We start from the raw sequence: 18,900 nt of genomic DNA on the forward strand, positions 1-18,900 counted from the left end.
TCCACTACCTGAAGGCGTTCATCCACGAAGGAGATCATCATGGCAGCTCAGATCCAACCATTTGAAGCAGACTCAGCCAAGCAGCCAGCGGCCGACATCAATCGGTTCATCAGGAAGTACGAGACGGCGCACATCACCATCCAATTCCTCACGACGACCGTCTCTGATCCCAGAAATGCCGACAAGACGAAAGTGAAGTACGAGGCCTTCGTGACGTCCCCGGGCTGAGCTGGGGTCAGAGCGTCGAGTTGTCCGTCGCCCTGGATTCGGCGCTGGCCGGCCTCTTCTTTCGCTCAATCCATTTCGGCCGGTGAGTGATCCACCAGATCGTTGCGACCGCTTGGTAGCCCTGAATGCGGGTCCGCTTCGGCCAGGGGAATAGCTTGCCGCTCTCGTTGCGCATCCAGTAGTTTCCGGAGCTATCGAGGAACTGCACCAATACTTTCCGCTCAGTTCCCACGTCGACATGAAATTCCAGCTTTTCGCCCGGTTCGATGACGCCAGCCGATTCGGTGTAGGTGTTGCCGTCAAAGCTGGCGTGCAAGTCCACGTTGTAAATGGGCAGATCGCTGGCGTTGAGCACGAAGCACCTGTAGCGATCTGCGAAGAGCGGCTGTTGTACGAGCTTGGCACCAACCGTCACGGCACTGGCCTGCTTGCGGTGCTGGTCGTTCACCTACCGCCGGAGGGTTAAAGCGCCCACCCAAAGGGCGCCGACCGTTCCAACAGCAGCCGCGCAGTCTGCGACGGCGCTAATCCAATCGGGTGCGTCTGACATGGCCCGCTACTTCAGCGGCTTTAGGTAGACCGTCCAGGATGTACCGCTGCCCTTGATTGAAGAGCACACGAACTGCCTGGGGATGGTGTTGCCTGCTGGCTTGTCGGTGAAGGCCCCGGTCGTGTCGTAACTGCCGTCCGAGGCCCTGAAGACCGATTTCGTCTTGCTCGCGTCAACGGTGGCTGTGGGGTACTTCTGAACTAGACGCCGCTCGCAGACGCCGTTAGCTTCCTTGGCGTCTGCTGCCTTCAGGTCGGCCAGGGCCTCCTCGCCCGCCTTGGCAATCTCAGCCATCTTCGACGCCTCCACTACTGCCTTCTCCTTGGCGGCAGCTTCTTCGCTAGCCCTGATTGCCTGGGAGGATACGGCTATAGCGATGATCGCCAGGAGCAAGATGACGGCGCCGCCAATGATGATAAGGATCTTGTTGCGGCTGAGCCCAGACTTCTGAGGCGCGGGCTGCTCGGGAGTGCTCATGGTGGTGCCTTTCGGGAATGCTTCTAGCGGGCCAATCAAATAGGGCCGGCTAGCAATGACATCCCCCAGCACGCTGCACCTTCGTGCAGATTACCTCACGGGTGGAGAAACAAATATCCGGCCGTGTACGAGGGTGCATACAGGGCCGGACTTGGTACCCCCGCCATCGGCAGCGGAAGTGGCGATTCAGCACCTTGGAGGGAGCTGAAATGCTTCTGTTTGTACGGCAGGTACTCCGGCTCGATTGTCGGTGCGTATATTTTCCCAAATATAGCCGGTGAATGAAATGGGAAATTAAGAGTATTGCAACATATGCACAAGGGGAATAAAGTAAATCTACAACAAAAAAAGAACCAGGATACGGCTGGCTCTTTCTTGTCTCAAAGTAGCAGAAAGACGCCTACAGCTCAATAGGCTCATTTCTGTTGTCACGTATTCTCCACCAGCAAAAGGCACCGGCACCGACCGAGATAGCGTACATTCATAGGTTGATTGAGAGAGTATCCAAAAGACTACGTTTGCGTTGTGGCTCTGCCTGCTGTGCGTTTGGGCATGGACAGAGATAAGGCGCTGAAGAGTAAGGAACTGATGACTACGGCTACGGCCAGCCCGAAAGGTTGACAAAGTGGGAGTTAAAAAATACTGCTACCCGTTGCGAGGTGAATAAGCGGAAATCCTCGCCTCTCTCAACCAGCCTATGAACACAAGCGCATAACGGTAATCACCTGGACACCACAGGGGCTCTACAACTGCTCGCTCTGTCTGATCTGACAACGAGCGGCCTGATGAGCTTCCGTGGCAGAATCCCTGTGCGAGACGTTTGAGACAAAGCGTCCTTCATCCCGAGAGGTTGGTTGATGAGCTTGGTAGTCCAGGGATCACAGTTCCCCATCTGCTCTCCGCAGTAGCGCCGCAGGCTTTCAGGAGGGTAAAGGTCGGTCTATGAGAAAGTAAGCCTACGCTCTTCCAATTCACTAGCTAGGGGCCAAGCAATGGCAAAGTTTGCAACCGTTTCCGCAGATTCAGACAAGTCGCTGTGCGATCAGGTGAGTCAACTGATCCGCCATCATGCACCAAGCTATATCAACGTCCAAGTGGTCCCCCTGGTGGTGGCGGACCAAAACAGTCCGACCGGTTCCAGAATTATCTACCAGACGTCTATTACTCACCCGTAGCGGGCCGCTTATCTACCGCCAGCCGAAGGCTTTCAGCGGGTAAGGGGTGGTTAGAGGGCCGCTGCTTGGGCCGGCACTTGCTCTTCCAGCCGACCATCGAAGTAGAGCTTCCATGTCAGCCCTTTTGCGTCTATGAAGCTGGCATATGAATTCCCCGTGGCCGGGAGTGGAAAGGCAAGGCGTCTTTCTTTGCCAGGATTCATAGTCTCCAGCAGGTGCCGCTTAGTTTCCTCATGTTCAACGTTCACCGAGACGACGTTGACGGCTTCTAAGTGCCCATCGCTGAAGTTATGAAGAATCACCTCCATCTCGGCGCTGCCGGGCCCTGGATTTTTAGTCATCTTCACAGTACGAGCCTGTGCAGAACGCTCGTCAGCCGCCTGCTGCCGCCTATCTTCTGCCTCACGGTTTTTCTCATCCACCTGGTGCTTGTAGGTGAGTGCTGCGATCAAAACTGCCCCAGCCGTGACGATCGCGCCAATTGCGGTAGCTATTGCTCCCCAGAAAGTTGAGATGGCGCTGAGCCACTCAGCAGCGTTCGGTGGCTTCTCATCTGTGGGGCCTTGCATGAAATTAGATACCGAGGCGACGACAGCGACGATGCCGAACAAGATCGCAGTGCTACCCAGGACTACCGGCCAGTGCTTCCAATGCCAGAATCTGGCCATGGCTTTCTTCCCTCGTTCCATCTCTTGGCTACCGCTCTTCCAGATCGCCGTTGAACCAGCTCCGCCACCTTACGCCGTTGGCGTCCGTGAAATTTGCATAGGCTGCTCCCACTATCCGTTCATCCCGGTCGAATCCTTGCTCTGTTCCAGGGGGAATGAGGTAGTAAGGCTTCTGGAACGGCTCTTTGCGTTGCTTGTCGACCAGAACGAGGAACACGGAGTTTATGGCCTGTGAACTCCCGTTAGCGACTCTGATCTGCATCGTCTTAGGGGCATCAGGCTTCTCGATGATGGAGACCGTAACGGACTTGGCCTGTGCTCTCCGAGCGTCAAAGTCCGCCCGCCGCTTGTTTGCGGCAGCGCGGATCTTTTCTTCGACCTGGTGCTGGTAGGTCAAAGCGGCGATGAGTGCCGCCCCACCGGTAATCACAGCTCCGCCTGCTGTCCCAAAAGCGCTTATCCAGTCCGAGGTCTTGTCCTCTGAGCCTGCGTTCCAGTTAAGGGTCTGGAGGATGATGGCTGTAAAGATCAAAATGCCACTGCCCGCCCAGAGTAGGTACGTGACTATATTGCTGGGCGGGCGCTTCTCTGGTTCCAAGATGAGTGCAACTTTCAGTGTGACCGGGGCATCAAAAGCCCCCGGCGAGAAGGTGACTAAACCACTCTATGCCAGGGGCTGCATATAACTTAGCACAATTCACAGGGCGGTGATATTGGCCGTATATTGGTTGTGGATAAATGGATAACCAATAGATTGAGAATAAAAGTATTGACCGCCTAAGCGTTATGAATCATAATGCTTGCATAACCAAGGCGACTAACCAATGACCAAAACTTCTAAATCCGTAATGGGCTTCTCCCAGCTACCAAAAGAACCCAGCTTCTAAAGCTCTTCTCCGTTCATTCTTCGCTTTCGGTTTGCTCTTCATCATCACCTTCGGCTTCATGATCGGCGCCCTGCTGCTGACAGGAGGTGACCGATGAACATCGTAGATAAGACCTGGTGGGCAAAGATGTTCTACCAGACAGGCAAGATGAGCAAGGGGGAGTACATCGTTGCTCTCGGCCACCTCTTCACTGAAGCAACGGCTAATCGGGAGGGCAGGTAATGGAAGATCTCATTTTCCCCGTAATGATGGGACTTCTAGCCTTCGCACTGCTCAGCCTGATTGAAGTAGTCGCAATCTGGTGGTCACTACGATGAGCACTCAAAAAGAGCGAATAGTTGCTTTCCTCGAAGCTCGTGGCGAACTCGGCGTACTGAACACTGAGCTGATGCCAATCGCATGGCGGTACTCGGCACGGATCGACAACCTGCGTAAGGATGGCTACCGGATTCGGGCCAGCCATATCGACAAATCCATCTGGCGCTTCACGTTGCTCCCGCAAGACCCGCAGCAGCCCCAAGCCCTACAAGTGGCCGCCGAGCTGGACGAACCAAAGTACCTCGACTTCAATGAACAGCTCCGCACCTACGTGAGCGGGACTGCCCCCGGTTTCGTTGACTCCTTGACCTAGCGAGCTTGTGCTCGTGGAAGGATGTTGACCATGCCCACGGCTTATGGGGCGGAGTTCCGCCAGGATGTTATTGATGTGGCCCGCAAGGGCGAGGCGCCGCTGGCGCAGATTGCGAAGGATTTTGGGCTTTCGGTCACGACGTTGAAGCGCTGGATTGCGATCGCCGAACGTACGGAATCCGGGGCCGCCCCGCGGCGGCGGAGTCGGCCGAGATGCGGGAGTTGGTCGAGCGGGATTTCACCGCCGCGGCACCGGACGAACTGTGGCTGACAGACATCACCGAACACCCCACAGCAGAGGGCAAGCTCTACCTCTGCGCGGTGAAAGACGTCTACTCCGGAAGGATCGTCGGCTCCTCAATGGACTCGCGAATGAAATCCTCGCTTGCCGTCGCCGCACTGGAGAACGCGGTGCGGGCACGCCGCCCGGAAGGGACAGTGGTGCACTCGGATAGTGAGACTGTCCGTACCGGTATTCCCGAAGGATCCTTGACTCGCACAGTGATGGATGCGACAGGATGCTGGTGCCGGGTGCGCCCCGGGGTTCTTGACTCTCACTCCGATCGACAGCTGTTGTCTTTCCCCGGATCTGTCAGTCCCCGAGGCGTACCCGGTGAGGCGCTACGCCTGGCCGCCGGTGTGACCTAAGGAGAGCCTGCGCCAAGGGTGCTCATCACTGTCTTGTCCGCCGGTCGGTCGATGCGCGGGGCCGTGCCCCCTTGCACACCGGATGGACCGGAGGAAAACGACATGACCAGAACTCCCGCAACCAGCGACCCGGACCAGGCACCGACACCTGTCTTCGCCGGAGTCGACACGCACAAAGAACTCCACGTCGCCGCCGTCATCGACGCTGGCGAAACAGTGTTGGGCACCAGGAGCTTCCCCACAACGCGCACGGGCTACCGGGCGATGCTGGCCTGGATCGGCGAATTCGGGGTCCTGGCCCGGATCGGCGTCGAGGGCACCGGATCCTACGGTGCCGGCCTGACCCGACACCTCGTCAAAGCCGGCGCCATGATCCTGGAGGTCGACCGGCCCGACCGGTCTGACCGCCGCCGCAAAGGCAAGGACGACGATCTGGACGCGATCAATGCAGCCCGCGCCGCACTGCATGGCCGACGCACCAGCATCCCGAAAAGCAAGGACGGCGCCGTCGAAGCTCTGCGGGTGTTGCGCGTCACCCGCGCCCACGCGGTCCGGGAGCGCCGCAGTGCCCTGCAGCTCCTTCGGATGTCGATCGTCTCCGCGCCGGAGGTACTTCGCGACCAGGTCCGCCAACTGACCCGGATGCAGCTCATCCGGACCCTCGCTGCATGGCGGCCGGACGTGTCAAACGCGACCGACCCCGTCACCGCCTACCGGGTCTCGATGAAATCCCTAGCCCGCCGCTACCTGGAACTCACCGACGAGATATCCGACCTGGACGAGCTCATCAACCCCATCGTCGAAGCCCTCGCACCGCAACTCCTCGAACGCGTCGGAATCGGCATCGAAGTCGCCGGACAGTTCCTTGTGACGGCCGGTGACAACCCCGACCGGATGAAATCCGAAGCCGCTTTCGCGATGCTCTGCGGCGTTTCACCGCTGCCCGCATCCTCTGGAATGACACAACGCCACCGACTCAACCGCGGCGGCGACCGCCAAGCCAACCGCGCCCTCCACCTCGCGGTCATAAGCCGGATCAGGCTCGACCCGAGAACGCAGACATACGTCGCGAAAAAGACCGCCGAGGGGCACAGCAAGATGGAGATCATCCGCTGCCTGAAGCGATACCTCGCCCGCGAGGTCTACTTCATCCTCAACCCCGGCCGCCAGCACATCGTCCCGAACACCAGACAACACCGAAACGCCGCTTGACACTTAGGAGAGCATCCGCGGCTCCCAATTCCGGTCCCGTCGCTTCGTCGAATCACTCCGGCATCACGGGCTCACCGGATCGATGGGCTGGGTCGGTGCGTGCGCGGACAACGCCGCGATGGAATCGTTCTTCTCGCTGCTGCAGAAGAACGTCCTGGACCGTCAGCGGTGGCTCACCAGACAGGACCTCCGACTGGCCATCACAACCTGGATCGAAAGGACCTACCACCGCCGGCGGAGACAAAGACGGCTGGGCAAACTCACGCCCATCGAATATGAAACAATCAACCGGACCGCGCTCACAGCGGCCTAAGACCCCGAGTCACCGGGGCAGTCCCGATCGTGCCGGTGTCAGCTAGACGTGCACGCTTTCCTGGCTGGCATCGGTTTAGTGGGCGGCGGCGTACTTCTCCATCACGTCAGCCTGGATACGGCCGCGGGCGTTGATCGGAATACCCTTCTCAATCGCCCAGGCACGGATAGCCTTTGTGTCATTGCCGCCGGACTTGGTGCGACGTGCCGGCGGCCTGCCGCGCCCGCCGGTTTTCTGTGCGACTGCCGCGTACTTACTCAGAACCTCGCGGAGTTCATTTGCGTGTGCTTCGTTGAGATCAATCTCGTATTCAGCACCATCGATAGCGAAGTTTACGGTTTCACTCGCTTCGGTGCCGTCGAGATCATCTTCAAGGGTAGTTATTACTCTTTTTGCCATGGTTTAAGGCTATCAGGGCTAAGGGCGGTTAAGAATTTGCGTGGGATGCTCGTCGGACGCATCGGTTATTTCGCTTGAGACGCTCTCTATACTCAGCACCCCCTCCGCCGCTTGCTCGATTAGTTTTCTGAACTTCTTGTTGCTAAGAAGTTTCTTCTTCTTTTTCTTCGACAGCGCATCGTATTGGCTTACCAGATCCCTGGCGATTTTCTGTTTCAGCTTTTCTTTTTCTCTCGCCGCATCAGCTTTTGCAGCCTTGAGTTGCTGTGTGGCGTATAGGGGTCGGAGGGCAATGAGTCCACCGGCGAGGGTGACAAATGACGTCACTGCCGCAACGGAACCCTGCAGATCCATCAGAATTTCAAGAGGGCTCTCTTTGTGAATCGCTTTGATGACCACTGAATCGGCAAGCTTGGCCCGAGCCCTAGGCTGTGTCAATTCGTAGGGCTCCGCCATTCCGATGGTTAGGAGTGCCTCCATGCTCTCCATCAGTTCCGTGAAGCTCGCCATTGTGAGGCGCTGATCCGCAAAAACCACCTGAACTGGAATCCCGACGTACTCGTGATATGTATTGCCTTCTTGTGAGGCTGGTGACGTCACCTGCGTTCCCGTAGATCTCGTCGCTGCTTTAGCGCCTAGCCCCTCGTCGCCCATGTTGTTTCTAGTAGGCATGGCCACCCTCCCATCGTTGATGAGTTGGCGGTCAGGTTACCCCTCCAGCGATGTTGGCACTAGGGCCTATTGGCGATCAGGGCCGAGAGCTTCATCCTTTACGTGCTCAACGAATCCCGTACTGAGCCGATACCCATCTGCCTTTTCCGTGAGGAAGCTGATCGTCGCCTCACGTAAGCCGGTCTGGTTCTTGGTCCTTTTCCAATCCGGACGAGTCCTCAGCTCGGTAACTAGGTCTTTTATTTGTGCCGAGAGCAGCTTTTCATGTTCGAAGGCGTTCCGATTTACTACTCTCCCGGCTTCGGTTAACGCGTGGCGAAAACTCCAGCTACCCACAAGATCGTCAGAGATGCCGGCGGCGATGTACTCAGCGATGGCACGGCGCTTCTGGACTGACGCAGCTCGGAATTCCCTGGACGCAGCAAGCTTGGCTTCCAACTCCCGCAACTGAGCGTTGTGAATCTTCTGCTGTTCAGACTCTTCTTCGCCCGCTTCGAGTAGGGACTCTCCCAACGACTCGTGAATTTTCGCTACCAATTCGTCACGCCAATCAGGGGTGGCCGTCCACTTATAGACCAGCCCTTGTGCCGGCCAATGTAGGACAAGTGCCTCGACGTCGCCGTTGTGTGCTGTGGAGTCAGAGATCAATCGCAAAACCTCTTCGGATAGCAGCCCATCACCGTCGTCGTCCTCAGTAAGCGCCTCCATGAGCTGGGATGCCTCGTACATCAGGGTATTCAATGAGATAAACGGTGCCTGGCCGGCGGAGGCAATGGCCAGGGCTGTATCAAGTGAAACGGTGCCTCCGCTGAGCGTCACGTCGATGTCCTTGACGAATTCAGCTTCAAGGATGAACAGCAAACGCCGGTCCATGGCCAGAGTGGGAATCTGTTCGGCCAGGAGGGACAGATCAGCCGAGGTGTAAGTCGTCATGGTGAGGACTATATGGGAAAGGGCCGATTCCGTGAGGGTCTTGGGAGCGGTCTGAACTCTGGCACGATGGCGGTATGACTGAAATCCCCATCATGTTTTTCCAAGTCGGAGCTACGGCCATTCCTACACTTCTGATAGCCGTGACCGTGGGCATCAAGCATGGTGAGATTTACGCTACCGATTACGAACACGCCAAGAAAAAGCACAAGGTCTACATACTGGCTGTTCTATCAGCAATGGCTCTGGTGATCGTCCTGGGGGAGATGTCTGCTCTTAGGGCGATAGCCAGGGGAGCCGGCAACCGCCTTGAGGTCGATCTGGTCTGGTCTGCCATCATGGCATGCATCTTGCTGATAACCCTGGAAATGATGAAGCCAATGGCGGACAAGATGTCACCGAAGGGTGGCCGCCGACTCTTGTTGATTGTTACCGGCGCATGGGTAGTGCTGACGGCGTATTCAGCTTTGGTTATTTATGGAGTCGTACCGCTCTGAGTTTGGCTCACCACTATTGCCATGGAATGGTCACTAGCTCACAGTGGGAAGTAAAGTATATAAGGCAAACAATCATGGATCAGACAATTGTGGTTACACCCTCGGAGCCAGAAACTAAAGTAGGACAAATTTAATGGCATCCGCCTTATATCCCAAAGCAAAGGAGTGGTTTCTCAGCCAGTCTCCCTCTATCGACCTTGATACTGACACTATCAAAAGTGGCACTCGTCAACACCGGCACCGACTACACGTATTCCAGCGCTCACCCCATCCCACAGTCTTGCCGTAGATCCCGCTCACGTAGACAAGAGGCCGGCCATACTTGGGGAACTCTCGGATTGGAGCGGGGTCATCAATCGGTCGGCTCTCTTCGGCTTGAATCCGGGCAAACATGCGCTCGGAGTCGTCGGGAGTGCCACGCTTGATCATCGAACAATTATAGAACATATATTCGAATAGCTCCCTGGACCCCAAGCCTGTCGCCTCCTCAAAGCGGCATCTCGTATGTCTGTCAGGGCATGCAATAAGTCATGTCGTCCGCCCCAACCACCTCCATGAAGTCGTGAGTCCAAACCCCTCATTCCCCTTGGAAAACGACAGATGGAGTGCGCGATGTTTTTGGCAGCGGTGGATCCTGGCATCACCCCGAACACGAACTTTCCCTTTCTCGAATCGCTCAAGCAGATCGGCGGAGGCATCCTGGTCGGGGCCTTCATTGTGATAGCGATTGTGGCGATCGTCGGGGCCGCGATGCTCCTGGCAGGCAAGCTCAGCCAGTCATCGCGACTAGCCTCGGGCGGCGGCATGATCCTGCTTTGGACAGGGCCGGTGGCCGCGATACTGGGCGGGATCAATGGCTACATCCTGTGGTCCCAGTCGGCGTTCAATCTCGGATTCTAGGTCCAGCCAGACATGCCGGTTCAATGCGACCTGGACGGATGGTGGCCGCCCGGTTGCGGTCTCGTCTCGCAAGCGAACGACGGCGTCCAGGGTTCCATCACGTCGTTCTTTGCGAACATTCTCCAGAGCACCGCATCCTGGATCTGGTCCTTCATCGCGGGCGCATTCAGTGTCTCTGATGTCGACGATTCGCAATGGACGGCCGTTGAAGGGCTGACGAGTTGGTGGGTTGTCATCATGATGACGCCGCTGGTCGTGGCCATGATCCTTCAGTTGCTGTCCGGTTTGATCAGCCAACAGCCCCGGCGCTTGGTGCGCGCCCTGGTTGGCGGTGCGGCGGCCATTCCTCTGGTGGCCGGTGCCGTCTACCTTGTCCGCCAGCTCACCAAGGTGGGCGATTCCGCAGCTACGGCACTGCTTGATTCCATGGGGACGGATCCCTATCTGGTGTTCATGCGGCTCTTTGGCTTCGAGCGGGCCCCGGCGGACTCTGGCAGGGAATGGAACGTCGTGTCGTTGGCCCCGGGAACCAGCGGCGGTGCGGCTGGGGCCGTCGTCGTCACGGTGATGGCAGTTATCGTCGTCTGGATCCTGGCGTTCATCCTGATGTGTTCGATGATCTTTCGGTCCTTTGCGCTCATCGTGCTCGCTGCCGTTGCTCCAGTCGCTCTCATGCTGATGCCGTGGGAGAAAACGAAAACTTGGGCCCGTCGGTGGTGCGAGATCGTGGTTGCCTTGCTGCTCGCCAAACCTCTTGCAGCAACTGTCCTGGCCGTGGCCATCAAGCTCTTTGCCGACTCGAAGTCATTCGCCGGGCTGGCCGCTGGTGTTGTGGGCATGGCACTGGCCTGCGGTGCGCCTCTGATGGCATTGCGGCTCGTGAGTTTCGCCGGAGGCGAGCTGGCCGCGGCGGCGCAAACTGCCGGTGGCGGCCATGTGCTCTCCCGCACTTCCAGTTTCACCGCCCGGCAGATCAGTCGGCAGGCCGGTGGCCGTTTCACTCTTGCCGGGATGGCTGGTCGTTCGTCGATGACCCGCCCAATCCAGTCGAGTCGTCACCAATTTCCCACCCGCACTTTGCCGGCCGGTGCCCCTCTTCCGGGAAGGCCAACGGGTCCAACGCCGTCATCGGCGCCAGCTGGCAACGCTGGTGCGTTGATGCTCGACGCCGGCACCTCGGCCGCCAGCCCAGCCTCGCCACCGGGAAACAGCGCACAGCCGCGCCCGGTCCCGGGCAGCTCGGCATCGGGAAGCAGAAGTGGGGCCAGCGAGCCACCAAGGCCGTCGTCGTCGACGCTACCGAACGACGCGCCTCCGATCGCCCCGACGACCCAGCCTCCCATCCACCAGCCACGAGTTATCCAGCCCCCAACCGACGGTGATTTCCATGTCTGAAACTTCACGCACCCTTGAGGCAGTCAAATTCCCCCGCTACGAGCGCCGCGGCTGGTTCATGGGCCTGAAGTGGTATCAATTGCTGTTGCTAGCGGCCGGCGTCGTCGTGGCAAGTCTGGCATCGGCATCTCAGGGACCGATCGGATTGTTCGCGTCGGGACCGTTGTGGCTGGTGCTGATGCTCCTCGGCTTGCTGCAGTATTCAAGGATTCCGTATCCGGTCTGGGCCAGCCATGCCGTCCTGTTCTTCTTCCGATTCATAGCTGGACAAACCCGGTTCCTAACCAGACCCGAACGAGCAGTCCTGGCTGGACGGCTGGCGCTTCCGGGAGGGCTGGGGAACCTGGAATTGCGACGGACCTCGCGAGGGGAATGCTTCATCGTGGACGCCCGCGGCAGGGAGGCGATAGCCGTACTTCGCTGCAGCACCCGGTCATTCGCGCTGTTAGACAGCGACGACAAAGCATGGGCCGTGCAGGCCTGGTCCCGCGTACAGGCCGGCATGGCCCAGCGAACAAGTCTCGCGAGAATCGCCGTGCAGGACTTTACGGTTCCGTATCCGTCCACTGCCCTGCGGGACTTCTACGAAACGGCGTCCCCGCCGCCGACGGGCGTCTCCAGCGAACTCACTTGGGGCCAGCGCGCGTACGAGGATCTGATTTCAGCGGCCGGGTCCACGATGAGCCACGATCTCCTGATCGCTCTTGTAGTGGATACGGGCAAAGCACGACGCCGGATCAGAGAGTCAGGCGGGGGACTGGCCGGTGTTGAACAAGTGCTTCGTCTGGAGGTCGAGGCCATAACGACCGCGCTGGGGACGCACAGCGTCAAGGTGGAGGAGTGGCTTCCGGAGGGCGGAATCCTCGACGTCGTTCGGGGCGCCTTCGATCCTGCAGCTGTCGCAAGCCGGGCAGAGAAGCCGGCCAAGAAGGAATTGCAACCCCGAGACTCCATGCCGCCCAACATACCTGCGGGGCCGATGGCTGTCGAAGAGCACTGGACATACGTCCGCACTGATTCCGGTTTTCATCAAACCTTCTGGATCGCTGAGTGGCCGCGGCAGAAGGTATTTCCGGGTTTTCTCCATCCGCTGATTTATGTGGGCGACTTCCGGCATACTGTGACGGAAGTGATTCGGGCGGTGCCCACAACGGAGGCGCTGCGGGACATCCGCTCCGCCCAGGAGGCCCATGAAACCAGGCGCCGCATCAACACCCGCTTCGACAGGCCGCTGACCCGCGAGCAGCGGGCCGAGGAAGAAGAGGTCGCACAGCGCGAGGAGGAGATCGTTGCAGGTCACGGAGATGTGAGGCCCGCTGCCTACGTGACCGTTACTGCAGGGACCCTGGAGGACTTGGCCCGTCACAGGCAGGAACTGGAGTCGGCAGCTGCGGGAGCCTTTGTCGAATTGCGCCTGCTGGCCGGACAGCAGTGGGCTGCATTCGTCGCCGGTGCGCTCCCGTTCGGGCGGGGACTGCGATGACGCGGACAAACCAGTCGGTTGAATACGTGCAGTCGGGAGTGAACCGCAAGGAGCGGAAGGAACGGCGGCGGGCGGCTGCCGCTGGCGGCCGACCGTGGGCTGCCGCTATAAACCGGGCTGGCGAGATGGTCGGCACCCGGCTGGACACCGCCGAGCACGGCGGAGACTGGGGGAGCAGGGAACCTGTCTCGCTGCGTGGTCCGCATCGCCTACGGCCGGCACCACACCGCGCGTCCACCCTGACCTTCGCCGCGGCTTATCCATTCATCACAGAATCGGGGCTCGGCCACGAAGGCACCTACATCGGCACAGACGTCTTCGGCTCGGGCGCGTTCTCCTACGATCCGTGGATTCTCTACGATAAGGGCGTCATCAGCGGACCCTCGATCGTTGTCATCGGCACTGTGGGGACCGGAAAATCCATGTGCGGGAAGTCCCTGGTGGCCAGATCCATCACGCTGGGGCGGAAGGCCGCCGTCGCCTCCGACCCCAAGGGCGAATGGGTTGCCGTTGCGAACGCGGTTGGCGGCAAGGTCATCTCCGTGGGCCCTGGCCGCGCTGCCCGGGTCAATCCGCTCGACGCCGGGCCTCGGTCCAGCGCACTGAGCGAGGCGCAATGGCAGGCTGTGGTGCGGCAGCGCCGTCGCTATCTGTTGGTGGCGCTGGTTTCCCTGATGCGGCAGGGCATGCCGCTCCGCCCAGTCGAGCACACTGCCTTGGACATGGCTCTCATGGAGACGGTGGCCGAGAACTCGAATCCGACGCTGCCGATGGTTCTGGACCATCTCCTGAATCCGTCGAAGGAAACTATCGGACTGGTGGGTAAGGATGGGGGACTGGCCGTCAGCCACTCTCTCCGTCGGACGGTTTCCGGTGACCTGGAAGGCATGTTCGACGCTCCCTCGACAGTCGCCTTCGACGCCGATGCGCCCATGATGGTGATGGACACATCTGCCCTGATCGGCGCCTCGGAGCAGGCGCTGTCCCTGGCGGCTGCGTGCGGTGCCACCTGGCTGGAGGCCGCCGTCACCAATCCCGACGGCGGCAAACGGCTGGTGGTCTACGACGAAGGCTGGCGCATGCTTGCCGACCCGTACATGCTCGCCAAGATGAGCGAACAGTGGCGGCTGGCCCGCACCTACGGCATCGCCAACCTGCTCATCATGCACAAAGTCGCCGACCTCAACGAGATCGGCGACAGCACCAGTGGGCACCGTCAGAAGGCCCTTGGTCTGCTGACCGAGGCGGACACCAGGATCATCTACAGGCAAAAGCACGACGCCATGCGCCTGACCAAGGAAGCCCTAGGGCTGTCGGAGGCCGAATGCGAGCACGTGGAGAACCTCCCCAAAGGTGTTGGCCTCTGGAAAGTCGGGAACCGATCCTTCATCGTCGCGAACCGGGTCACGACCGATGAACTTGAAGTCTTCGGCACCGACGACCGGATGATCTGAATGCGACCGATGAATTCGCGGCGAGGCTCCGACAGCCCGTTGGTCACGGCGGGGCTTATTGCCGTTGCCGGCTACGTCTCCCTCTGCTTCCTGGTCCAGGGCGCAGCGAACATGGTGGTGACTTGGCGCTGCGGCGGCAGTCCGCCGTCGCCGTTCAACCCGGCTGCCGCCGTCGGACTTTTTATTGGCCGGATGGATTGGATTGTGCGCAAACCGCAGGGCTGCGACGCCGGCGCCGGCAGTATCTGGTGGATCGTCGGACCGGTCCTCTTTCTGGCAGCTGCGCTCGCCGTCGGGTCTGTCTTTGCCTGGAGGAGGTGGAAGCAGTCCGGCGCCTGGCTTCGCCAGGACATTCTGAGCCGCGAGGGCATCGCGCGCCGTACGGAAGTCCTCCAGGATTTCGGGGCCCGGGCCGTCCTGAAGCGCGGCAAGTTCACACGGCCAGGCTTGGCGAAACCACGGATCCAGGACGTGGCGTGGACATTGGGCCGCTCCCGCGGTGTCACGGTTCATGTCTCAACGGAGGAATCGATGGTCATCCAAGGTGCTCCGCGATCCGGCAAGGGCCTCTACGTGGTCATCAACGCCATCCTCGATGCGCCGGGCGCAGTTGTCACGACGTCCACCCGAGCCGACAACCTGGTGGTCACCATGAAAGCCCGCGCAACGCGTGGCAGACCTGTCACCGTGTTCGACCCGCAAGGCATGTCCGGATTGCCATCAACACTTCGCTGGTCTCCTGTCCGCGGCTGCGAGGACCCGGACATCGCCACGCGCCGCGCTCTCGTCATCACCGCGGACACGGAAATGAAGGGAGAGAACGCTGCGTGGCAAAAGCGCTCGCTGATCATCCTGCAGTGCCTCCTCCACGCCGCAGCCTTGTCCGGAGAGGGCGTCCGCGCGTTCCGTCGCTGGTCTTCGAGCCCGGTCCTGGCGCGCGAGGCGCTGGAGGTCCTGAGCCAACCGGCGGCCGCGCTGGGATGGCAGGCGGATCTGATGGGCATTCTTGAGGATGACCCCCGGAATACGTCCAACTCATGGATCGGTGTCTCTGCTGCCGTCGCGCCGCTGTCGTCGCCTAGGGTGCTCGCCGCGCTGGATCCCCGGGACGAGTCTGAGGAGTTCGATCCGAAGAGGTTCATCCGGAACTGCGGGACCCTGTATCTGATCGGCACCCGTGCGGGTGCGGCTGCAGCCGGGCCGTATCTGTCAGCGCTGATCGACGACATCGACAACGCCGCTCGCGAAATGGCGTTTGTCTCTCCGGGAGGAAGGCTGGATCCGCCGTTGTCCCTCATCCTGGATGAGATTGCCAATCTGGCACCGTGGCCGGGTCTGCCCATCGCCCTCTCGGACGGCGGTGGCATCGGCATATCAACCCTGGTGGTTCTCCAATCCCTGTCCCAGGCCCGTACCGGCTGGTCCATCGAGGAGGCAGCCACGATCTGGGACTCGGCCATCATCAAAGTGATCTTCGGCGGCGGCTCCGACGAACGCGACCTGCGCTCGCTGGCCGGGCTGCTGGGGGAGCGGAGTTTGACCCTGAATACCCGTTCCTGGTCTGCGCAGGGCAGGCAGGACGGCGAACAGATCAGGGAGAGCCCGGTCCTGCCACTTGATGAGATCAGGCGCTTGCCCGCGGGCACGGCCCTGATGCTGGGACGAAGAACGCGGCCCACTCTGTTGGATCTGCGCGAATGGCACAAACGAAAAGACGCAGCCGAGCTCGGTCGGTCAAAGCTGGAGCTCGAACGGGCCTTGGCTGATGGGCACCGTCTGAGACAGGCAGCAACTGAGGAGCCGGCCGATGGCGAGCCATGACGACGTCGAACGCTTTGAGATCCCGTCAGCCGGAGCGGACGACGACGAGCTGACGGCTGAGCTCTTCCGCTCTGCATTCCGGCCACCGGGGCGGGCATCCGGCGTGACGTACCGTTGGCGGGACATGACTTCTGAGCAGGCCGGAAGTGTGTGGCGTTCTTTGGCGGCTTGGGTCCGCTGGCTTGTCGCGACGTACCAGCTGACGACGTCGGTGGTTCCGGATTGCTGGTGGCGCCACACCGAGATCGTCGCCGAGCTCTATGCCCTGCAGCGTGCGGAACTGGCCTCCTACGCCAGCGACGACCCCGGGTTCGGACCCCTGGCTTTTCACGAACGGCTGCCGCACGCCGTCGAGCGTCTGCGGATCCATACCCGGATGGCTGGGTGTGTCGGCCTACAGGCGCACAAGGAGTCCGCAATGAGAACACTCCGGTTTGACGCGCCCGAGTTCGTTGAGTGGCAGGCGGCTTCCCACCAGCTCGGGGACTAATTCTGAAGTCATGCTGTTGGCCCTTCCTTAGGACATGAACAAGTATCCGCGGAGTGGTTCCGGCGGGACTACAAAGAAGCATGGAGGCGGCTGTCGTGGCCCCTGAATCTGAAGACGTATCGAGTGCTGTGCCGGCAGATGCCTCACCAAGCAGGGGTGAATCGGGCAATTCCCGCATGACGCCCGAGGAGCGCATCTCTGCCTTGACGGATGGCCTCCATCAGATCCTGGAAAGTGCTGTTGAATCTCCGTCGCAGTGGCAAGTGCTGTTGGATGCGTCGGCAACGTTGTGGCGTTACTCGGGCGGCAATGTTGCGCTACTCATGATGCAGATGGCCCAGCGCGGTACCGACGAACCCACTCTGGTGGCCGGGTACAAGGAATGGGCCCGCCACGGCCGTACGGTGCTGAGAGGTGAGCATGCACTCTGGGTGATAGCTCCCCGCACAGCCCGACTCCAGCAGGTCACGCTTCCTGACGGTACCCGGCAACGGATCCCTGCGGGTGAGCGTGTGCCCCATGGCGCCGTCGACGATGGAAAGAAGACGGTCATCACGGGCTGGCGCGGCCAGGCAGTCTTCGACGTCTCTCAAACGCAGGGCACACCGCTGCTCGTTCCCCGCGGCGGCGCCGAGTCTGTGTTGGACGTAGCTGAGCTGTGCGAATCTCTTGCCACGGTGGCGGGCAGCCACGGCTTCAACGTTGACGTGACAGACGCCCAGTATGGGCTGACGAGCGGCTTTACGGATTTCACCCACCGCCGAGTCCAGGTCGGGGCTTGGCTCAGTCCGGAAGAGCGTGCAACTGTCCTGGCACATGAACTTGGACATGTGCTGCTTCACGGCCCGGACGATGCGGTCGGCCGACTGTATGGCAGCAGCGCAGACCATCGGGGACTGGCTGAGGTAGAGGCAGAATCAGTCGCCTACACGGTGCTGAAGGCCCACGGGATCGACCGCGGACCTCAATCCGCGACCTATCTCGCCGGATGGGCTGACGCCGTCATTGACGCGGAGAAAGACGCGATGGCCCACGACGCCGGCAGTCGGCTCCCGGCGTCCCGTGCGGATATTGCGAAGTCAGTACTAGGACGGGTCACTGCTGCTAGCAGGGGAATTCTCGAAATCACACACCCGCCGGGATTCGGCGGCAAGATCACCAGCTTCGATGTAGACCCACGTGTGAGTCCGTCCGCGGCATATGTGGGCGTGGAACAACCTTTGCGGTCGGTCGACGGACCCGTAATGGCCGGCCCGTGAGCTCGACTGGTATCAATTTGTCCGGCGGGAGAGTCCCGCCGGCTTTGGAAAGGACAAGAACCATGGGCACTAAAATCCCGATCAGCATCGCCGGCAACCTGGTTGCCGACCCCGAACTCAGCGTAGGCGAAAGCGGAGTGGCTCACGCTAAGCTCCGGGTCGCCGTCAACCAGCGAATCCAGGGCGCGGACGGCACTTGGCAGGACGGAGAGCCTGTCTTCCACAATGTCTCTGCATTCCGTGCGCTGGCCGAGAACTCGGCGAGTTCACTGCGAAAGGGCGACCCGGTCACCGTTGCGGGCGAGCTGGAATTTCGCTCGTACGAGAGGGACGGCGAACGCCGCGAAGCCCGGCGCATCGTCGCCGACACCATCGGACCGGATCTTCGGTTCGGGACTGCGGTCTACCAGCGCGTGTCTCATGCCCAGCTTGCGGCGCCGGAGGCTGAAGTGCGTGCAGGCGTTGAGGCGCCCGTCGCGGCAGAGGCTGCTACGCCGGCTTACAACGTCACGGCAAAGAGCCCAGTGGTGGTGCCCCCTTTCGCGGCCGCAGCAGGGAATGAAATGAGTTTCTGAAGCAGGGGGCGTTCGGATGACGGACGGAAGCGGGTTGGTGAGCACACCAACCCGCTTTCCTTTGCGGCGAGCGCCGGCGTGCCTTGGCCACTTCGTTTGAGAAAGTTCACGCTAGCAGCACGGCTGTCGTCGTCGCCGAGGGTGCGTGCACGGTAACTCCACCGTCGAAGTGGTGAGTTAATCATGACGTGTACTCAGGGCAGCACCCGCCACAAGCATCCGCGCACAGAGAACCAG

Annotated in this window: 21 protein-coding genes and 2 pseudogenes; 16 read left to right on the forward strand and 7 right to left on the reverse strand. The window is 60.4% G+C overall.

Features of this window, described 5'->3' with window-relative positions:
* The first annotated feature begins 39 nt into the window (after nucleotides 1-39).
* Complete coding sequence (locus J2S97_RS16940; protein WP_307051106.1) at nucleotides 40-228, forward strand: hypothetical protein; 189 nt, start codon at nucleotides 40-42, stop codon at nucleotides 226-228.
* A 7-nt stretch (nucleotides 229-235) separates the two neighbouring features.
* Here J2S97_RS16940 and J2S97_RS16945 read toward each other — a convergent pair whose 3' ends face one another.
* Both J2S97_RS16945 and J2S97_RS16950 read right to left on the reverse strand, forming a co-directional pair.
* Nucleotides 236-676, reverse strand: a complete 441-nt coding sequence (locus J2S97_RS16945; RefSeq protein WP_307051107.1) for a hypothetical protein — start codon at nucleotides 674-676, stop codon at nucleotides 236-238.
* 108 nt (nucleotides 677-784) lie between these two features.
* Entirely contained in the window at nucleotides 785-1,255 is a 471-nt protein-coding gene (locus J2S97_RS16950; RefSeq protein WP_307051108.1) for a hypothetical protein, read from the reverse strand.
* Nucleotides 1,256-2,247: 992 nt separating this feature from the next.
* On the opposite strand from J2S97_RS16950, the gene J2S97_RS16955 reads away from it, so the two are divergent.
* Nucleotides 2,248-2,430 (forward strand): hypothetical protein, encoded by a 183-nt coding sequence (locus J2S97_RS16955; protein ID WP_307051109.1) that lies wholly within the window; start codon nucleotides 2,248-2,250, stop codon nucleotides 2,428-2,430.
* Nucleotides 2,431-2,480: 50 nt separating this feature from the next.
* Here the strand turns inward: J2S97_RS16955 and J2S97_RS16960 are convergent, their stop codons facing one another.
* Together J2S97_RS16960 and J2S97_RS16965 are read right to left on the reverse strand one after the other, a co-directional pair.
* Entirely contained in the window at nucleotides 2,481-3,098 is a 618-nt protein-coding gene (locus J2S97_RS16960) for a hypothetical protein (RefSeq protein WP_307051110.1), read from the reverse strand.
* Nucleotides 3,099-3,126: 28 nt separating this feature from the next.
* Nucleotides 3,127-3,696, reverse strand: a complete 570-nt coding sequence (locus J2S97_RS16965) for a hypothetical protein (protein WP_307051111.1) — start codon at nucleotides 3,694-3,696, stop codon at nucleotides 3,127-3,129.
* 382 nt (nucleotides 3,697-4,078) lie between these two features.
* Here J2S97_RS16965 and J2S97_RS16970 point away from each other — a divergent pair, with 382 nt between their 5' ends.
* The 5 genes and pseudogenes from J2S97_RS16970 to J2S97_RS16990 all read left to right on the forward strand — a co-directional run.
* Nucleotides 4,079-4,207 carry a hypothetical protein gene (locus J2S97_RS16970; RefSeq protein ID WP_307051112.1) on the forward strand — a complete coding sequence of 43 codons (129 nt, stop codon included), beginning with the start codon at nucleotides 4,079-4,081 and terminating at the stop codon, nucleotides 4,205-4,207.
* A gap of 166 nt (nucleotides 4,208-4,373) precedes the next feature.
* Nucleotides 4,374-4,616: a hypothetical protein gene (locus J2S97_RS16975; protein WP_373460575.1), complete on the forward strand. Its 243-nt coding sequence runs from the start codon at nucleotides 4,374-4,376 to the stop codon at nucleotides 4,614-4,616.
* Between the two features lie 30 nt (nucleotides 4,617-4,646).
* A pseudogene (locus J2S97_RS16980) lies at nucleotides 4,647-5,068 on the forward strand (DDE-type integrase/transposase/recombinase); the annotation flags it as partial.
* A 297-nt stretch (nucleotides 5,069-5,365) separates the two neighbouring features.
* Nucleotides 5,366-6,475, forward strand: coding sequence for an IS110 family transposase (locus J2S97_RS16985; RefSeq protein WP_307051114.1), 1,110 nt, complete (start codon nucleotides 5,366-5,368; stop codon nucleotides 6,473-6,475).
* Between the two features lie 10 nt (nucleotides 6,476-6,485).
* Nucleotides 6,486-6,788 (forward strand): annotated as a pseudogene (locus tag J2S97_RS16990) (IS3 family transposase); the annotation flags it as partial.
* A 75-nt stretch (nucleotides 6,789-6,863) separates the two neighbouring features.
* Here J2S97_RS16990 and J2S97_RS16995 read toward each other — a convergent pair.
* From J2S97_RS16995 to J2S97_RS17005, 3 genes are all read right to left on the reverse strand, one after another.
* The gene (locus tag J2S97_RS16995) at nucleotides 6,864-7,187 is read right to left on the reverse strand and encodes a histone-like nucleoid-structuring protein Lsr2 (protein ID WP_307051115.1); all 324 of its coding nucleotides are present in this window, start codon (nucleotides 7,185-7,187) and stop codon (nucleotides 6,864-6,866) included.
* Between the two features lie 18 nt (nucleotides 7,188-7,205).
* Entirely contained in the window at nucleotides 7,206-7,859 is a 654-nt protein-coding gene (locus tag J2S97_RS17000) for a hypothetical protein (protein WP_307051116.1), read from the reverse strand.
* A 66-nt stretch (nucleotides 7,860-7,925) separates the two neighbouring features.
* Nucleotides 7,926-8,792 carry a hypothetical protein gene (locus J2S97_RS17005; RefSeq protein WP_307051117.1) on the reverse strand — a complete coding sequence of 289 codons (867 nt, stop codon included), beginning with the start codon at nucleotides 8,790-8,792 and terminating at the stop codon, nucleotides 7,926-7,928.
* Nucleotides 8,793-8,866: 74 nt separating this feature from the next.
* Between J2S97_RS17005 and J2S97_RS17010 the strand changes: the two genes are divergently transcribed.
* The 9 genes from J2S97_RS17010 to J2S97_RS17050 all read left to right on the forward strand — a co-directional run bounded on the left by J2S97_RS17010 (nucleotide 8,867) and on the right by J2S97_RS17050 (nucleotide 18,663).
* Nucleotides 8,867-9,286 carry a hypothetical protein gene (locus J2S97_RS17010; RefSeq protein ID WP_307051118.1) on the forward strand — a complete coding sequence of 140 codons (420 nt, stop codon included), beginning with the start codon at nucleotides 8,867-8,869 and terminating at the stop codon, nucleotides 9,284-9,286.
* Nucleotides 9,287-9,898: 612 nt separating this feature from the next.
* Nucleotides 9,899-10,186, forward strand: coding sequence for a hypothetical protein (locus J2S97_RS17015; protein ID WP_043480665.1), 288 nt, complete (start codon nucleotides 9,899-9,901; stop codon nucleotides 10,184-10,186).
* Between the two features lie 12 nt (nucleotides 10,187-10,198).
* The gene (locus J2S97_RS17020) at nucleotides 10,199-11,581 is read left to right on the forward strand and encodes a type IV secretion system protein (protein WP_307051119.1); all 1,383 of its coding nucleotides are present in this window, start codon (nucleotides 10,199-10,201) and stop codon (nucleotides 11,579-11,581) included.
* A complete protein-coding gene (locus tag J2S97_RS17025) occupies nucleotides 11,574-13,064 on the forward strand; it encodes an SCO6880 family protein (RefSeq protein WP_307051120.1) in 1,491 nt (496 codons plus the stop codon). The genes J2S97_RS17020 and J2S97_RS17025 overlap by 8 nt, the downstream gene beginning before the upstream one ends.
* A complete protein-coding gene (locus tag J2S97_RS17030) occupies nucleotides 13,061-14,518 on the forward strand; it encodes an ATP-binding protein (RefSeq protein ID WP_307051121.1) in 1,458 nt (485 codons plus the stop codon). Before J2S97_RS17025 ends, J2S97_RS17030 begins: the two co-directional genes overlap by 4 nt.
* Nucleotides 14,519-14,527: 9 nt before the next feature.
* A complete protein-coding gene (locus tag J2S97_RS17035; protein WP_307051122.1) occupies nucleotides 14,528-16,339 on the forward strand; it encodes a type IV secretory system conjugative DNA transfer family protein in 1,812 nt (603 codons plus the stop codon).
* Nucleotides 16,326-16,829, forward strand: a complete 504-nt coding sequence (locus J2S97_RS17040) for a hypothetical protein (protein WP_307051123.1) — start codon at nucleotides 16,326-16,328, stop codon at nucleotides 16,827-16,829. The genes J2S97_RS17035 and J2S97_RS17040 overlap by 14 nt, the downstream gene beginning before the upstream one ends.
* A gap of 95 nt (nucleotides 16,830-16,924) precedes the next feature.
* Nucleotides 16,925-18,088, forward strand: coding sequence for an ImmA/IrrE family metallo-endopeptidase (locus tag J2S97_RS17045; protein ID WP_307051124.1), 1,164 nt, complete (start codon nucleotides 16,925-16,927; stop codon nucleotides 18,086-18,088).
* A gap of 62 nt (nucleotides 18,089-18,150) precedes the next feature.
* Nucleotides 18,151-18,663 carry a single-stranded DNA-binding protein gene (locus tag J2S97_RS17050; protein WP_307051125.1) on the forward strand — a complete coding sequence of 171 codons (513 nt, stop codon included), beginning with the start codon at nucleotides 18,151-18,153 and terminating at the stop codon, nucleotides 18,661-18,663.
* Nucleotides 18,664-18,900: the final 237 nt, after the last annotated feature.

Origin of the sequence: Arthrobacter oryzae, from assembly GCF_030812315.1 — a bacterium.
Taxonomy (GTDB): domain Bacteria; phylum Actinomycetota; class Actinomycetes; order Actinomycetales; family Micrococcaceae; genus Arthrobacter; species Arthrobacter oryzae_B.

Bases quoted from the DNA above. Each gene is read 5' to 3' on its own strand.
- J2S97_RS16940 (WP_307051106.1), top strand. From the start codon at position 40: ATGGCAGCTCAGATCCAACCATTTGAAGCAGACTCAGCCAAGCAGCCA.
- J2S97_RS16950 (WP_307051108.1), bottom strand. From the start codon at position 1,255: ATGAGCACTCCCGAGCAGCCCGCGCCTCAGAAGTCTGGGCTCAGCCGC.
- J2S97_RS16955 (WP_307051109.1), top strand. From the start codon at position 2,248: ATGGCAAAGTTTGCAACCGTTTCCGCAGATTCAGACAAGTCGCTGTGC.
- J2S97_RS16960 (WP_307051110.1), bottom strand. From the start codon at position 3,098: ATGGCCAGATTCTGGCATTGGAAGCACTGGCCGGTAGTCCTGGGTAGC.
- J2S97_RS16970 (WP_307051112.1), top strand. From the start codon at position 4,079: ATGAACATCGTAGATAAGACCTGGTGGGCAAAGATGTTCTACCAGACA.
- J2S97_RS16975 (WP_373460575.1), top strand. From the start codon at position 4,374: ATGCCAATCGCATGGCGGTACTCGGCACGGATCGACAACCTGCGTAAG.
- J2S97_RS16985 (WP_307051114.1), top strand. From the start codon at position 5,366: ATGACCAGAACTCCCGCAACCAGCGACCCGGACCAGGCACCGACACCT.
- J2S97_RS16995 (WP_307051115.1), bottom strand. From the start codon at position 7,187: ATGGCAAAAAGAGTAATAACTACCCTTGAAGATGATCTCGACGGCACC.
- J2S97_RS17000 (WP_307051116.1), bottom strand. From the start codon at position 7,859: ATGCCTACTAGAAACAACATGGGCGACGAGGGGCTAGGCGCTAAAGCA.
- J2S97_RS17005 (WP_307051117.1), bottom strand. From the start codon at position 8,792: ATGACGACTTACACCTCGGCTGATCTGTCCCTCCTGGCCGAACAGATT.
- J2S97_RS17010 (WP_307051118.1), top strand. From the start codon at position 8,867: ATGACTGAAATCCCCATCATGTTTTTCCAAGTCGGAGCTACGGCCATT.
- J2S97_RS17015 (WP_043480665.1), top strand. From the start codon at position 9,899: ATGTTTTTGGCAGCGGTGGATCCTGGCATCACCCCGAACACGAACTTT.
- J2S97_RS17020 (WP_307051119.1), top strand. From the start codon at position 10,199: ATGCCGGTTCAATGCGACCTGGACGGATGGTGGCCGCCCGGTTGCGGT.
- J2S97_RS17025 (WP_307051120.1), top strand. From the start codon at position 11,574: ATGTCTGAAACTTCACGCACCCTTGAGGCAGTCAAATTCCCCCGCTAC.
- J2S97_RS17030 (WP_307051121.1), top strand. From the start codon at position 13,061: ATGACGCGGACAAACCAGTCGGTTGAATACGTGCAGTCGGGAGTGAAC.
- J2S97_RS17035 (WP_307051122.1), top strand. From the start codon at position 14,528: ATGAATTCGCGGCGAGGCTCCGACAGCCCGTTGGTCACGGCGGGGCTT.
- J2S97_RS17040 (WP_307051123.1), top strand. From the start codon at position 16,326: ATGGCGAGCCATGACGACGTCGAACGCTTTGAGATCCCGTCAGCCGGA.
- J2S97_RS17050 (WP_307051125.1), top strand. From the start codon at position 18,151: ATGGGCACTAAAATCCCGATCAGCATCGCCGGCAACCTGGTTGCCGAC.